Below are 14431 nucleotides of genomic sequence, written 5' to 3' on the forward strand. Positions count from 1 at the left end.
GGCTCGGGCGACAACATGACGATCAACGGCGCGAAGATCCTGTGCGGCAACATCCCCACCAAGAACGCCACGGTCTTCGTGATCGACAAGGTGCTCACGCCGGGCACCAACAAGTAATCAGCGTCCCAGCAGCGGGCCGAGGCGTTCCGCGATGTCGGTGAGGATCTGCACGTAGTCTTCGTGTTCAAAGGTGAACGGCAGAGCGAAAGCCACCTCGTCGATCTCGCGGAACGCCTTGTGTGCGTGCAGCCGCTCGGCGATTTCCGCGGAGGTGCCGACGAAGTCGGGCGAGAACAGCATCCGCGCGGGCCCCTGGGGTTCCGCGGTGCGGGGCAGCCGTTTTTCGGCGTAGGCCTCGTACTTCGCCCGCTGCTGCGGCGTCGCGCTGTCGGTGGGGATCACGACCAGGCCTTGCGAGATGCGGCCGGCGGGGTGGTGCTCGCGGAACGTCCGGACGTGCGAGAGCTGGATCTCGGCGAAGTCGGTGCTTTCGCCTTCGGCCTTGACCACGCTGCTGGTCAGGAAGTTCATCCGGTGCCGGCCGGCCCACTCCGCCGAGCGCAGGCTCGCACCGCCGTACCACAGGCGGTCGCCGAGCCCGGGGGCCTGCGGCTGGACCCGGTCGGAGAACACCTCGAAGCCCGCGGTGCCGCTGAACTCCGTCGCCGGCTCGCCGCGCACGAAGTCCAGCAGCCGTTGCACGCGGTCGTAGGAGAAGTCCTCGGCGTCGGCGGTGTCCGGATAGAGGGCGTGCTTGACTTCGTCCCAGCGCATCGGCGGGCCGACGCTGAGGCCCGGGTTGAGCCGGCCACCGGAGAGCAGGTCGACGGTGGCGAGGTCCTCGGCCAGCCGCAGCGGGTTCTCCCAGCCGAGCGGGATCACGGCGGTGCCGAGCTCGATCCGGCTGGTCCGCTGCGAGGCGGCGGCCAGCACGGCGACCGGCGAAGAGATGCCGTACTGCAGGTGCCGGTGGCGCACCCAGGCGCTGTCGAACCCGAGCCGTTCGCCCAGCTCGATGATCTCCAGCGTCGACTCGTGGCCCCGGCGCGGGTCGGCCGCGTCGAACAGGCCGATGGTCAGGAAGCCCAGCTTCCGCAGTGGTCGTGACACGGTGCCGATTCTGCCCCCGCGCACGCCCGGGTCCCACCTGGTGGGCTACTGCGCCCGCAGCCGGTCCAGGCCGTCGAGGATGACGTCGAGGCCGAATTCGAACTCGGCCTGGTCGTCGCACCAGCCCAGCGTCGAGTGCGGGTCCTCGTGGGCGATCTCGGTGAGCATCCCCACCAGGTTCGGCAGCTGCCAGATCAGGTCCACCGGCACGTCCGCCGACTCGCCGGCACTCGGGTCGAACAGCTCCTGGCTGAACCCGAGCGCGCGGCTGCCGAGGGCGTGCAGCGCGTGGTGCACGAGGTCGTAGGAGAACCCGCCTTCGCGCATCAGCCCGACCAGCGCGTCGTAGTAGCGCAGGACTTCGGTGCTCGTCGACGACCGCGTCTCGAACAGTTCCGGCGCCCAGCGGTGCCGGAGGAACACCTGCCGCGCGGCCAGGATCCGCTCCCGCACGGCCGCCTTCCAGTCCGGGGACGGCTCGACGCGGCCGACGGCGTCGTTGATCTCGCCGGCCACGACGTCGACGATGCCGTCGAGCACGTCTTCCTTCTTGGCCACGTGGTAGTAGAGCGACATCGCTTCGGCGCCGAGCTCTTCGGCGAGACGGCGCATCGTCAGCGCCCGCAGCCCGTGTTCGTCGGCCAGGCCGACCGCCGCGCGCAGGACGCGCTCGCGGCTGAGGGGCATCCGCGCGTCGGTCGTCACCCACAAGATCGTACAAGGTAAGGCGAGGTTGACGTTCTTACGTTGTACGACGTACCTTACAACGTACGACTTACGTCGTAAGAATCGCGGGAGGCGACGATGAAAGCCCTGGTCCAGCACGTGTACGGCGCGGCTTCGAGCCTGATCCTCGAGGACGTGCCGGATCCCGTACCCGGTAAAGGTGAGGTGCTGGTCCGGGTGCGCGCGACATCGGTCAACCCGTACGACTGGCACTTCATGAGAGGCGAGCCGTACGTGGCCCGCCTGATGACCGGGGGCTTCGGCCTGCGCCGTCCACCCGTGGGCGTCCTCGGGTGCGACCTGGCCGGCCGGGTCGAGACCGCCGGAACCAGGTTCGCGCCGGGCGACGACGTCTACGCGCTCCTGCCGCGGGGTGCGCACGCCGAGTACGTCTGCGTGCGCGAGGACCTGCTGGCGCCGATGCCGGCGAACCTCACGTACGAGCAGGCGGCGGCGATGCCGATGGCAGCCGTGACGGCGCTGGTGGCCTTGCGAGGAGTCGTCGCCGGGCAGCGGGTGCTGGTCAACGGCGCTTCCGGCGGCGTCGGCACGTTCGCCGTCCAGCTGGCGAAGGCGCTGGGTGCCGAGGTAGATGCGGTGTGCAGCGCGGCCAACGCCGAGGTGGCGCGCTCACTCGGGGCGGCCCACGTCTTCGACTACCGCGCGGGGGACTTCACACGCAGCGGCCGCCGCTACGACGTCCTGCTGGACATCGCCGGCGGCCGGTCGCTGTTCGCCTGCCGAAGGGTGCTCGCGCGCGACGGCACGTTCGTCGCCGTCGGCGGCCCGGCGGGGCGGTGGGTGCAGCCCGCGGGGCATGTCTTCGCCGCCCTGGCGTCCGGTCCGTTGGCGAGGAGGCGCGTGGTTTTGGCGGACGCTGTGGCCTGCCCGGACAAGGCGTCGGCCCTCGGCGAGCTGGCGGGCCTGGTGGAGCGCGGCGCGGTCACACCGGTGATCGACCGGAGCTACCCGTTCGACGACCTGCGTGAGGCGTTCGCCTACCAGGAAGCCGGGCACGCCAAGGGAAAGGTGGTGGTGACCGTCGGCGCGCCTTCCTGAGCGGCGGGCTGGATTGGTGGGCCGCGGCTCGATCGAGGGACGAGGTGAGCCGGGCCCCGTGGCTTGGCTCAGGTACTGGCCTGTGGGGGGCGTTGGCTCTGGCTGTCCGGCTTCGGGGCTCGGAGCATGCGGCTCAAGCCCCGGCCTCGGCCGCCCGGCTTCGCAGCCCGCAACCGACCCGCACACCCAGGAGGCCGGTGCGGTTGTCCGATCCGCACCGGCCCCGGAAGCCCTCGTTCGTCCTAGCCGTTGTGCGGGCAGTTGCCGCGGTAGTCCGAAATGGACAGGTCGGTCCTCGGGATGGGGCAGAGGAACTGTTCGTAGCGGGTGTCGTTGTCGATGAACCGCTTGAGCCACGACAGTGTGTACTTCGCGATCGTCGTGTTCGGCGAGTTCGGGGCGAAGTGGCTGGCCCCGCGCAGCTCCAGGTACGCGCGGTCCAAACTGGACGGGAGGCTGGTGTAGAACGGGATCGAGTGCGACGCCACCGGCGCGACGGTGTCCGATTGCGCCCCGACGACGAGCGTCGGCACCTGCAGTGCCGACCAGTTCTTCGTCAGGTTCCAGCCGGTCAGCGGCACCGCGGCCTGCAGCGACGGCCGCGAGCGCGCCGCTTCGAGGGTGCCGCCGCCACCCATGGAGTGCCCGACGACGCCGAGCCGGCTGCTGTCGATGCGCGACCGCACCGAGCTCTGCTGCGTCAGGTAGTCCAGCGAGGCCAGCAGCTGCCGGCCGCGGCTGTCGGGCTGGTCGCTGGTGGTCAGCGTGTCGATGGTGAACACCACGAAGCCCTGCGACGCCAGGCGCGGGCCCAGCCAGGCGATGCTCGACTGGGTCGCGGTGAAGCCGGGCGCGATGGAGAGGGCGCCGAACGTGCCGGCGGTGGTGGTCGTCGGGTAGTAGATGGTGCCGCCGCCGAAGCCGGAGACGGCCAGCCGCGACACCGTCACGGTGCTCGTCGCGAACGAGCCGCGGGTGGCTTCGATGCTGGCGGTGGTCGGGTCGGGACCCCGCTCGTAGGGGTTCGCGGCGGCGGGCGCCGGCGCGGCGAACCCGGTGGTCAGCGCCAGGGCGGCCACCACCACACCGGCGGCCTTGGCGCGCCACCCACGGCGGCGGGAAATTTTCTCACCCAAGCCGGACAGCGTCGGCGGGCTGGTGAGTGCGGACATGGATCGCTCTCTTTCCCCGGGCAGGCGAAAGCTCGCCCGGACACAGACGGGCGGATCGGCAGAACTGGTGCACGGCAACGGAAAGGGGTGCCGCGGGCGGGTGCGGGGTAACCGCTTTCCCGTCGCCTATGAAACACCTTGGGGAAATGTTCCACATCCTCCGAATGGGGGAGTGGTCTGACGAACTGGGCGGTCGCTCAGTGAACGCGGACCGGCTCCAGGGCCCCGCGCACGAGGGTGTCGACCAGGGTCGTCGCGACGGTCAGGTCCACCGAGCGGGCGGCGAGGACGTCGGAGTAGAGGAAGGACTCACCGAGCCGGACCACCGCGAAGGCCAGGTCCGGCAGCTCGACCAGCGGGGCCAGCCCGGCGGCGTCGGCGTCGGCGTGGAACAGCTCGACGTGCGCGTCGACCAGCCCGGGCTGCACAGCGCCGCGCGGGTCGGTCAGCACCCGCAGGGCGACCGCCGACTCCGCCTCGATCAGCTTGCGCATGCCGTCGCTGCCGGCGACCTCGCGGCGGTACTCCTCCATGACCCACAGGCAGCGCAGCCGGCCTTCCGGCGTGCGGGCCGCGTCGCCGTGCTCGGCGCGCCAGCCGTCGAGCGCCCGCTGCCAGGTCCGGTCGGAGAGCAGCCGCAGCCCGGCGCCCATGAGGTCGTCGCGATTGCCGACGCGCCGGAAGAAGGTGGTGCGCGAAATCCCGAGCTCGGCCGCCATCCGGCCGAGGTCGAGGCGGGTCCCGGCCATCAGCAGCCGGGCCGCGTGCCGGACGATGTCGTCGGTCGAGACGGTCACCGGCCCACCCTAGCTTCGGCGCCGGACGTCCCGGCTTCTTTCGGGGGTTCCGGGTGGCGGAGCCCCCGGATGTCACTGTCCGCAGGTGGCCGCCGGTTACCTTGAAGTGCGCGGCGCCCCTTCGGTTAGCGTGGTTTCGTGCGCGTAGACATCTGGTCCGATCTGGTCTGTCCCTGGTGCTATCTCGGCAAACGCCGCTTCGAGCGGGCGGTGGCCGAAACCGGCGTCGACGTCGAGGTGGTGCACCACTCGTTCCAGCTCGACCCGTCGTTCCCCCGCGGCACTTCCCGGCCGACCCGCGAGGTGCTGGCCGAGAAGTACGGCCGGACGCTGGAAGAAGCGGACGCGATGGAAGCCCAGATGGAGGAGCGCGCGGCCGCCGACGGCCTCGAGTACCACCTCGACGGCGTCCACATGGGCAACACCGTCGACGGCCACCGCCTGGTCCACCTCGCGGAGGAGCGCGGAGTGGCCGACGCGGTCATCGACCGGTTCTACCGAGCGCACTTCACCGAGCGACGCTCGCTGTTCGACCACGATTCCCTGGTGGAACTGGCGGCCGAAGCAGGCCTGGACGCCGACGAGGCGCGAGCCGTGCTCGAGTCCGACGCGTACGAAGCAGAAGTAGCGGCGGACGGCGAGCAGGCCCGCGCCCTCGGCGCGTCCGGAGTGCCGTTCTTCGTGATCGACGAGCGGTACGGCGTGTCGGGAGCTCAGTCGCCGGAGGTGTTCGCGCAGGTGCTGAGGCGAGTCAGCGACGGCGCCGCCGCCGGGTGAACCGCGAACGGTCGGTGGCCACCCCGGCCAGGTGCAGGGCAACGCACAGCAGCCCGGCGGTGGTGAGGGTCCCGGTGGTGATCACCGGGCCCAGCCCGAACCCGGCCAGCTCCATGAGCAGGGCAAGCCCGAAGAGCACGGCGGCGAGAATGGCGAGCATGACTGCCTCGTTTCCGTGGGTGCGGCCGAATGGTCCACACCACTGCGACGTTCGCGGTACCGGAGATCCCGGCTTGGTGGCCGGTAATTCCCCCGCCCCGCCCGCCTGAAACGACCTTTCGCGCGCATCTCACTCCCGACCTACCCAGGCACCCGCGCGCCCACCTGTTCACCGCCGCTTCGCGCATCCGGCCGGGCGCCTGGCTCGCTTGCCGCTCGGTTCGCGTCCCCGCCCGCCCCGGCCCACTCGCCGCCCGGTTCGCGCCCCGCCCGACCGCCCCGGCCCACTTGCCGCTCGCTTCGGGCACGTGGCCAGGCGTCTCGTCCACTTGCCGCTCGCTTCGCGCACGTGGCCGGTCGCCCGCTTGCCGATCGCTTCGCACCCCATCCGGCCGCCCCGCGTGCTCACCGCCTGCTGCGCCTACCAAAGCTGCATCGCCTACCTGCCGCCAGCTTCGCCCACCAGCTGCCTCGCCGGCTCGCGGTCCGTTTCGCGCTCCCACTCGGCCGTCTCGTCTGCTTGCCGGTCGCTTCGCAGCCCACCCGGCCGCCCAGTCCACTCGCCGCTGGTTGCGCACCCTCGGCCGCTTGGCTCACCTGAACCGCGCGCATCCCTTGCACCGGCCAAGTCGGCTCACCCGCGCGAAGCGGCCCTCGCCGCGCCGGTCATTCGGCTCGCGTGCCCGCCCCATCGGCCCCCTCGAAAGCCGCCGCGCACGCCCGCTCCTCGTTCCCGGCCTTGGTCGCGTACCCAACCGGTCGGCCGGCGTACCCAGAGGGTCGGTCCGCGTACCTGAACGGTCGGTTCGCCCCTCGGACGCGAGCGATGGCCGACCGGGCACGGGTGAAGCCCCGTCCAGACACGACAACCGGCAACGGCGACCAATGACCCCGGCCCGCGGGGGCGCCCCCGTTTTCCACGCTATCAGCGGGCACCGACAATTCCGGCTCAAGCGCGAGGCGGGGCGGTGCTCGACCGGATGACCAGCTCCGTCGGGAGCAGCACCGGCTCCCCGGCCTCGGCGCCGGTCTCGATTTCGGTCAGCAGGGCCTCCACCGCGTGGCGGCCCACCGCCTCGAAGGACTGGCGGATCGTCGTCAGCGGGGGCCAGAAGTGGGCCGACTCCTCCATGTCGTCGAAGCCGACCACGCTCACCTCCGACGGCACCCCGCGACCGGTCTCGTGAAGCGCGCGCAGCAGGCCCAGCGCCATCTGGTCGTTGGCCGCGAACACCGCCGTCACCGCCGGGTCCGCCGCCAGGCGCAAGCCCGCCTGGTAGCCCGATTCCGGCGACCAATCCCCGACCACGACCGGGGGTACCGTGCGGCCCGCCCGCTCCAAAGTGGCCTGCCACGACTTTCGGCGGCGCTCGGCCGAATAGGACTGCGGCGGGCCCGCGATGTGCCAGACCGTCGAGTGTCCCAGCGAAAGCAGGTGGCTGGTCGCCCTGGCGGCTCCGTCGGCCTGGTCGTTGTCCACCACCGGGTAGTCGTAGCGGGCGCTGGAATCGATCACCACCACCGGGAGCCCGTGCGGCAGTTCGATCTCGCTTTGGTCGAGCTGGTGCTGCTCGATCAAGATGATGACGCCGTCGACGGCCTGCTCGTTCAACGTGCTGAACGCCCCCGTCACCTCGCCCTGCGTCGGGCGCGTCACCGGCATCAAGATGATCGAGAAGCCCTCCGGGACGACCGCGGCCGCGATGGCGTCGAGCGTGCGGCTGTTGCCGAACGTCGGCAGCGCCGAAATGATCACGCCGATGCTGCGGAACTGGCCGTTGCGCAGGGCGCGGGCGGCGCTGTTCGGCCGGTAGCCGACCCGGCGCATGGCGGCCAGGACGCGCTCGCGCGTGGCGTCGTCGACGTTCGTCTTCCCGTTGGCGACCCGGGAAACCGTCTGGCCCGACACACCCGCCTCGCGGGCCACGTCCGCCATCGACGGCCCCCGGCGCCGGGCGGCGTGGCCGGATGCGGACGAGGTCGCTGTCTGGCGCGGCACGGTCACTCCTCGGTGTCCTGGACATGTTTACGTCAACAAGTTACTCTGCGGCCGTTCAATGTTGACGTAAACATCCCGCCGGGTCCAGTGCCCGGCGCAGCGATCACTCGGAGAGACGATGACGTCCACAGCGGCTCCGCCCGCCCCGGTGCCGGCGCGCCGGGCGCCCGCGGCCCGCCGGCCGCGGCGGAAATGGCGGGGCTGGCTCTTCGTCGCCCCGTTCATGCTGGTGTTCGCGCTGACCTTCATCGCGCCGGTCGTGTACGCGTTCGTGCTCAGCCTTTTCCGCGATCAAGCCTTCTTCGGCGGCACCGTGTTCGTCGGCGCCGACAACTACGTCCAGGTCTTCGGCGACCCGAAGTTCTGGGAGGCCTTCCGGCGGGTGCTGGTGTTCCTCGCCGTGCAGGTGCCGATCATGCTGGTGCTCGCGCTGATCGCGGCGCTGGCGATCGACAGCGCCCGGCTGCACGCCGCCGGGTTCTTCCGGATCGTGATCTTCCTGCCGTACGCGGTCCCCGCCGTGGTCGCCGCGCTGATGTGGGGCTTCATCTACGGTGACCACTTCGGACTCGCCGCCGACCTGAACCACCTGCTGGGCACCGCTGTCCAGCCGTTGTCGCCGAGCTGGCTGCTCACGTCGATCGGCAACATCGTCACGTGGGAGTTCGTGGGCTACAACATGCTCATCTTCTACTCCGCGCTGAAGGTGATCCCCAAGGAGCTGTTCGAGGCGGCCGCGATCGACGGCGCCGGGACGTTCCGCACGATCGTGTCGGTCAAGCTCCCCGCGATCCGGGGCGCCATCGTGGTCGCGACGATCTTCTCGATCATCGGCAGCTTCCAGCTGTTCAACGAGCCGAACATCATGCGCAACCTGGTGCCGAACACGATCGGCACCTTCTACACGCCGAACATGTACGCCTACAACCTCTCCTTCAACGGGCAGCAGTACAACTACTCCGCCACCGTCGCGATCGTGATGGGCGTGATCACCGCGGTCATCGCCTACGTCGTGCAGCTGCGCGGCTCCCGGAAGGAGATGTGACGTGGCCGCATTCTCGGTGACCAACCCCCGCAAGTCGCGTGTCCTCACCGGCTTCATGGCGCTCTACCTGCTCTACACCCTGGTTCCCCTGGTGTGGCTGGTGATCAACGCGAGCAAGACCCAGCCGGCGCTGTTCTCGACGTCGGGGCTGTCCCTCGGCGGCACCTTCGCGCTGTTCGACAACATCGGCCAGACGTTCACCTACAACGGCGGGATCTTCTTCCGCTGGCTCGGGAACACCCTGCTCTACGTCGTGGTCGGGGCCGGCGGCGCGACGATCCTCGCCACGGCCGCGGGCTACGGGCTGGCCAAGTACCGCTTCCCCGGCCGCCGCTCGGTGTTCGCCGTCGTCCTCGGGGCCGTGGCCGTGCCGCCGACGGCGCTGGCCGTGCCGACGTTCCTGATGTTCAGCAAGGTCGGGCTGACCAACACGCCGTGGGCGGTGCTCATCCCGTCGCTGATCAGCCCGTTCGGGCTGTACCTGATCTGGGTCTACGCCGCCGACGCCATCCCGGACGAGCTGCTGGAAGCCGCGCGGATCGACGGCGCCGGGGAGATCCGGATCTTCCTCACCGTGACGCTGCGCCAGCTGGTCCCCGGGATCATCACCGTCGCGCTGTTCACGATGGTGCAGACGTGGAACAACTACTTCCTGCCGCTGATCATGCTCAGCGAGCCGAAGTGGTACCCGCTGACCGTCGGGCTCAACCAGTGGAGCGCCCAGGCGAACGGCGCCGGCGCGCAGCCGATCTTCAACCTGGTCCTCACCGGGTCGTTGCTCACCATCATCCCCCTAGTCGTCGCTTTCCTGCTCATGCAACGGTTCTGGCAGTCCGGGCTGAGCGCCGGCAGCGTCAAGCAGTAAGAAATCCGCCGTCACACCGCCGTGAAGGGACATTCGATGTCAAGATTCCGCACCCGCGCCAAGGTGGCCGCGGCCATCGCGCTGGCCGCCGCACTGGCGGTGGGCTGTTCGTCCGGGGGCGGCTCGTCCTCCGCGCCCGCCGCCGCCACCGGCACCCAGGACTCCGTCGACGCCGCCCTGAAGGCCGGCGGCGAGATCACGTACTGGAGCTGGACCCCGTCGGCCAAGGACCAGGTGGCCGCGTTCCAGAAGGAATACCCGAACGTCAAGGTCAACTACGTCAACGCGGGGACCAACAAGGAGGAGTACACCAAGCTCCAGAACGCGATCAAGGCCGGCTCGGGTGCCCCCGACGTCGCCCAGATCGAGTACTACGCCCTCCCGCAGTTCGCCTTGACCGATTCGCTGGCCGACCTCAACCAGTTCGGCTTCGGCTCGTTCGAAAAGGACTACAGCGCCTCGACGTGGGCGCAGGTCAAGAACGGCAACGGGATCTACGGCCTCCCGCAGGACTCCGGCCCGATGGCCCTGTTCTACAACAAGGAGGTCTTCGACAAGAACGGCATCGCCGTGCCGAAGACCTGGGCCGAGTACATCGAGGCGGCGAAGAAGCTGCACACCGCCGACCCCACCAAGTACATCACCTCGGACACCGGTGACCCCGGGGCCGTGCTGAGCATGATCTGGCAGGCCGGCGGGCACCCGTTCACCGTCGACGGCCGGAACGTGAAGGTCAACCTCGCCGACGCGGGCGCCAAGAAGTGGACCGCGATGTGGGACCAGCTGATCCAGGGCAAGCTGCTCGCCCCGGTCAAGGAGTGGTCCGACGACTGGTTCCGCGCCCTCGGTGACGGCACCATCTCGTCCCTGGTCACCGGGGCCTGGATGCCGGGCAACTTCATCTCCTCGGTGCCCGGCGGCAGCGGCAAGTGGGCCGTCGCGCCGATGCCGACCTACGACGGCAAGCCGGTGACCTCGGAGAACGGCGGCAGCGCCCAGTCCGTGGTCAAGCAGAGCAAGAACCCGGCCCTGGCCGCGGGTTTCGTGCGCTGGCTCAACCACGCCGGCGGTGTCCAGCCGTTCATCAAGAGCGGCGGCTTCCCGTCCACCACGGCCGACCTGACCTCGCCCGCCTTCGTCGACGAGGCCGTGCCGTACTTCGGGGGCCAGAAGATCAACCAGGTGCTGACCCAGGCGTCGAAGGACGTCGCCCCGGGCTGGACCTACCTGCCGTACCAGACCTACGCCAACAGTGTCTTCAGCGACACCGCCGGCAAGGCCTACCTGAACGCCACTCCGCTCGACGCGGGGCTGGCGGCCTGGCAGCAGGCCATCGTCGACTACGGCAACCAGCAGGGCTTCACGGTCAGCGCGGGATGACCGTCCACATCGAAGGCGACGCGGGCCAGGTCATCGGCCCGGTCCCGCGTCGCCTCTTCGGCTCGTTCGTCGAGCACATGGGCCGGTCCGTCTACACCGGACTGTACGAGCCGGGCCACGCCACCGCCGACGAGCGCGGGTTCCGCGCCGACGTGCTGGAGCTGGTGCGGGAGCTCGGTCCCACCGTGCTCCGCTACCCCGGTGGCAACTTCGTCTCCAGCTACCGCTGGGAAGACGGCGTCGGACCGGCCGGAACCCGGCCGGTCCGGTTGGACCCGGCGTGGCACAGCGTGGAATCCAACCGCTTCGGCCTGCACGAATTCGTCGCGTGGGCCGAAGCCGCGGGTGCCGAGGTGATGTACGCCGTCAACCTCGGCACCCGCGGCATCCAGGAAGCGGCCGACGTCCTGGAGTACTGCAACCACGCCGGCGGCACGGAACTGAGCGAGCGGCGGCGCGCGAACGGCGCCGACCGCCCGTTCGGCTTCAAGCTGTGGTGCCTGGGCAACGAGATGGACGGCCCGTGGCAGATCGGCCACAAGACGGCCGACGAGTACGGCCGCCTGGCCGCCGAGACCGCCCGCCTCATGCGGATGATCGACCCGGGCGTCGAGCTGGTCGTCGCGGGCAGCTCGCACGCCGACATGCCGACGTTCGGCTCCTGGGAGCGCACGGTGCTGCGCCACACCGCGGAGCTGGTCGACCACATCTCGCTGCACGCCTACTACCAGGAGCTGCACGGCGACACCGACAGCTACCTGGCCAGCGCGGCCGCGCTGGACAACTACATCGCCACGACGGCCGGGGTCATCGACGAAACCCTCGACGAGCTGGGGCTCGACAAGAAGATCGGGATCAGCGTCGACGAGTGGAACGTCTGGGACCTGCGCCGCTGGAACGAGGTCGACCAGGCGGAACTCGCCGCGGGCGGCTGGCGGGAGCACCCGCGGATCATCGAGGACACCTACACCGTCACCGACGCGGTCGTCGTCGGCTCGCTGCTGAGCTCCCTGCTGCGCAACGTCGACCGCGTCACCATGGCGAACCAGGCCCAGCTGGTGAACGTCATCGCGCCGATCCGCTCCGAGCCCGGCGGCCCGGCGTGGCGGCAGACGACGTTCCACCCGTTCCGGCAGGTCGCCACGCTGGCCGGCGGGGCGAGCCTGCGCCTGGCCGTCGAAGGCGAGCGGCTGCGCACCGCGCAGCACGGCGAAGTCGACCTCGTCGACGCCGCCGCGACGGTCGAGGAGTCCGGGCGCGGCGCGGTGTTCCTGACCAACCGCGCCACGGCGTCCCCGACCGAAGTCCGGATCCGCCTGCGCGGCGCCCGGTTCGGCGTCTACGCCGCCGAAACCCTGACCACACCGGACGGCGAGAACCGCCACACCGTGAACACCGCCGACGCACAACCGGTCCGGCCGGTGCCGCTACCCGGCACGGTCGCGACGTCCGATCCCGGGGGGACCACCATCACCGTGACACTGCCACCCTTGTCCTGGACCGTGCTCCAGCTGACCCCGCAGGCGGCCCCGAATGCCTGAGTTCGCCATCGGGGAGCACGACTTCCTGCTCGACGGGCGCCCGTTCCGCATCCTGTCCGGTGCCCTGCACTACTTCCGGGTGCACCCGGACCTGTGGGCCGACCGGATCGACAAGGCCCGGCGGATGGGGCTCAACACCATCGAGACGTACGTGGCGTGGAACGCGCACGCCCCCGAACCCGGCGCGTTCGACCTGTCGGGCGGCCTCGACCTCGACCGCTTCCTGCGGCTCGTCGCCGACGCCGGGATGTACGCGATCGTGCGGCCCGGCCCGTACATCTGCGCCGAGTGGGACAACGGCGGGCTGCCGGCGTGGCTGTTCCGCGACCCGTCGGTCGGGGTGCGCCGGTACGAGCCGAAGTACCTGGACGCCGTCCGCGAGTACCTGACGAAGGTCTACGAGGTCGTCGTCCCGCACCAGATCGACCGCGGCGGCCCGGTGCTGCTGGTCCAGGTGGAAAACGAATACGGTGCGTTCGGCGACGACAAGCGCTACCTGAAAGCGCTTGCCGAGCACACGCGCGACTCCGGCGTCACCGTGCCGCTGACCACAGTGGACCAGCCGACGCCGGAGATGCTGGAAGCGGGCAGCCTCGACGGGCTGCACCGCACCGCGTCGTTCGGCTCCGGCGCGCAGGCGCGGCTGGCGATCCTGCGCGCGCACCAGCCGACCGGGCCGCTGATGTGCAGCGAGTTCTGGAACGGCTGGTTCGACCACTGGGGCGCGCACCACCACACGACCTCGGCCGCGGACTCGGCGGCGGAGCTCGACGCGCTGCTCGCCGCGGGCGCGTCGGTCAACCTCTACATGTTCCACGGCGGCACCAACTTCGGCCTCACCAACGGCGCCAACGACAAGGGCGTCTACCAGCCGCTGATCACGTCCTACGACTACGATGCGCCGCTGGACGAAGCCGGTGACCCGACGCCGAAGTACCACGCCTTCCGCGACGTGATCGCCCGCTACCACAAGGTCCCGGACACCGTCCCGCCGCCGGCCCGGCCCGCGCCGACGCCGCAAGGGATCCTCCGCGACCCCGTCCGGCTGCTAGACGCGCCGGACCGCTGGGGCACCTGGGAGTTCCACGAGGACCTGCCCGCGTTCGACGACCTGACGCCGATGCCGCAGCTCGCGCTGCTGCGCACGACCGTCGAGGGGGAGCGGCCCGGTGTGCTGACCTTCGGCGAGGTCCGCGACCGCGCCACGGTGTTCTTCGACGGCGACCTGGTGGGCACGCTCAGCCGGGACCACCACGAGCGCGCGATCCCGCTGCCGCGCGCCCGCGGCGAGCTGCTGGTGCTGGTCGAGGACCAGGGCCGCGTCGACTACGGCCCGCGCATCGGCGAGGCGAAGGGCATCATCGGCGGGGCGGCGCTGCACGGCGAGCCGCTGACCGGCTGGGACGTGCTGCCGCTCGACCTGGCCGCGCTGCCGTCACTGCGGCCTTCGTCGCCGGAGTCCGTGGTGGGCCCGGTGGCCGGGCCGGTGGTGCTGCGCGCCGAGATCGATGTCGACGAGCCCGCCGACCTCTTCCTCGACACGGGGGAGTGGGGCAAGGGCGTCGCGTGGCTCAACGGGTTCGCGCTCGGCCGGTACTGGCGGCGTGGTCCGCAACGGACGTTGTACGTGCCGCGCCCGGTGGTCCGGGCCGGTGCCAACGAACTCGTCGTGCTCGAACTCGGCACGATGCTCGACCCCGCGGCCCGGTTCGTGCCGCGGCCGCTGCTCGGCCACACCGAGGCCTGAGAAAAGTCCCCACCGCACCGAAGGGCAGTTTCGACGATGAACCTGCGGCGTTTG

The 14431-nt window shown here is 70.5% G+C and carries 14 protein-coding genes; 8 read left to right on the plus strand and 6 right to left on the minus strand.

Annotated features, from left to right (window positions below):
* On the plus strand, positions 1-117 hold a 117-nt coding region (locus tag AB0F52_RS22350), incomplete at its 5' end, for a fasciclin domain-containing protein (RefSeq protein WP_360175011.1).
* On the opposite strand, the gene AB0F52_RS22355 is transcribed toward AB0F52_RS22350, so the two are convergent.
* The gene (locus tag AB0F52_RS22355; RefSeq protein ID WP_360174041.1) at positions 118-1110 is read right to left on the minus strand and encodes an LLM class flavin-dependent oxidoreductase; all 993 of its coding nucleotides are present in this window, start codon (positions 1108-1110) and stop codon (positions 118-120) included.
* A gap of 45 nt (positions 1111-1155) precedes the next feature.
* Entirely contained in the window at positions 1156-1815 is a 660-nt protein-coding gene (locus AB0F52_RS22360) for a TetR/AcrR family transcriptional regulator C-terminal domain-containing protein (protein WP_360174044.1), read from the minus strand.
* A gap of 99 nt (positions 1816-1914) precedes the next feature.
* Between AB0F52_RS22360 and AB0F52_RS22365 the strand changes: the two genes are divergently transcribed.
* Positions 1915-2895 (plus strand): NAD(P)-dependent alcohol dehydrogenase, encoded by a 981-nt coding sequence (locus AB0F52_RS22365; RefSeq protein WP_360174047.1) that lies wholly within the window; start codon positions 1915-1917, stop codon positions 2893-2895.
* Between the two features lie 242 nt (positions 2896-3137).
* Here the strand turns inward: AB0F52_RS22365 and AB0F52_RS22370 are convergent, their stop codons facing one another.
* Both AB0F52_RS22370 and AB0F52_RS22375 read right to left on the minus strand, forming a co-directional pair.
* On the minus strand, positions 3138-4067 hold the full coding sequence (locus tag AB0F52_RS22370; protein WP_360174050.1) for a dienelactone hydrolase family protein: 930 nt from the start codon (positions 4065-4067) through the stop codon (positions 3138-3140).
* A gap of 197 nt (positions 4068-4264) precedes the next feature.
* Positions 4265-4864, minus strand: a complete 600-nt coding sequence (locus AB0F52_RS22375) for a QsdR family transcriptional regulator (RefSeq protein WP_360174053.1) — start codon at positions 4862-4864, stop codon at positions 4265-4267.
* A 150-nt stretch (positions 4865-5014) separates the two neighbouring features.
* Between AB0F52_RS22375 and AB0F52_RS22380 the strand changes: the two genes are divergently transcribed.
* Positions 5015-5641: a DsbA family oxidoreductase gene (locus AB0F52_RS22380; protein ID WP_360175014.1), complete on the plus strand. Its 627-nt coding sequence runs from the start codon at positions 5015-5017 to the stop codon at positions 5639-5641.
* Here the strand turns inward: AB0F52_RS22380 and AB0F52_RS22385 are convergent.
* Together AB0F52_RS22385 and AB0F52_RS22390 are read right to left on the minus strand one after the other, a co-directional pair.
* A complete protein-coding gene (locus AB0F52_RS22385) occupies positions 5616-5801 on the minus strand; it encodes a hypothetical protein (RefSeq protein ID WP_013229246.1) in 186 nt (61 codons plus the stop codon). The two genes, AB0F52_RS22380 and AB0F52_RS22385, sit on opposite strands and share 26 nt — an antisense overlap.
* Positions 5802-6749: 948 nt before the next feature.
* Positions 6750-7805 (minus strand): LacI family DNA-binding transcriptional regulator, encoded by a 1056-nt coding sequence (locus AB0F52_RS22390; RefSeq protein ID WP_103341187.1) that lies wholly within the window; start codon positions 7803-7805, stop codon positions 6750-6752.
* Positions 7806-7917: 112 nt separating this feature from the next.
* Here AB0F52_RS22390 and AB0F52_RS22395 point away from each other — a divergent pair, with 112 nt between their 5' ends.
* From AB0F52_RS22395 to AB0F52_RS22415, 5 genes are read left to right on the plus strand one after another with little or no spacing between them, the layout of a single operon-like run.
* The gene (locus AB0F52_RS22395) at positions 7918-8844 is read left to right on the plus strand and encodes a sugar ABC transporter permease (RefSeq protein ID WP_360174058.1); all 927 of its coding nucleotides are present in this window, start codon (positions 7918-7920) and stop codon (positions 8842-8844) included.
* A 1-nt stretch (position 8845) separates the two neighbouring features.
* The gene (locus AB0F52_RS22400; RefSeq protein ID WP_360174061.1) at positions 8846-9709 is read left to right on the plus strand and encodes a carbohydrate ABC transporter permease; all 864 of its coding nucleotides are present in this window, start codon (positions 8846-8848) and stop codon (positions 9707-9709) included.
* Between the two features lie 36 nt (positions 9710-9745).
* Positions 9746-11089, plus strand: a complete 1344-nt coding sequence (locus AB0F52_RS22405) for a sugar ABC transporter substrate-binding protein (protein WP_360174064.1) — start codon at positions 9746-9748, stop codon at positions 11087-11089.
* Positions 11086-12630, plus strand: a complete 1545-nt coding sequence (locus AB0F52_RS22410; RefSeq protein ID WP_360174067.1) for an alpha-L-arabinofuranosidase C-terminal domain-containing protein — start codon at positions 11086-11088, stop codon at positions 12628-12630. The genes AB0F52_RS22405 and AB0F52_RS22410 overlap by 4 nt, the downstream gene beginning before the upstream one ends.
* Positions 12623-14377 carry a beta-galactosidase family protein gene (locus AB0F52_RS22415; RefSeq protein ID WP_360174070.1) on the plus strand — a complete coding sequence of 585 codons (1755 nt, stop codon included), beginning with the start codon at positions 12623-12625 and terminating at the stop codon, positions 14375-14377. The genes AB0F52_RS22410 and AB0F52_RS22415 overlap by 8 nt, the downstream gene beginning before the upstream one ends.
* The last annotated feature ends 54 nt before the right edge of the window (positions 14378-14431 follow it).

Source organism: Amycolatopsis sp. NPDC024027 (genome assembly GCF_040638975.1).
In the GTDB taxonomy this organism is placed as follows: Bacteria; Actinomycetota; Actinomycetes; order Mycobacteriales; family Pseudonocardiaceae; genus Amycolatopsis.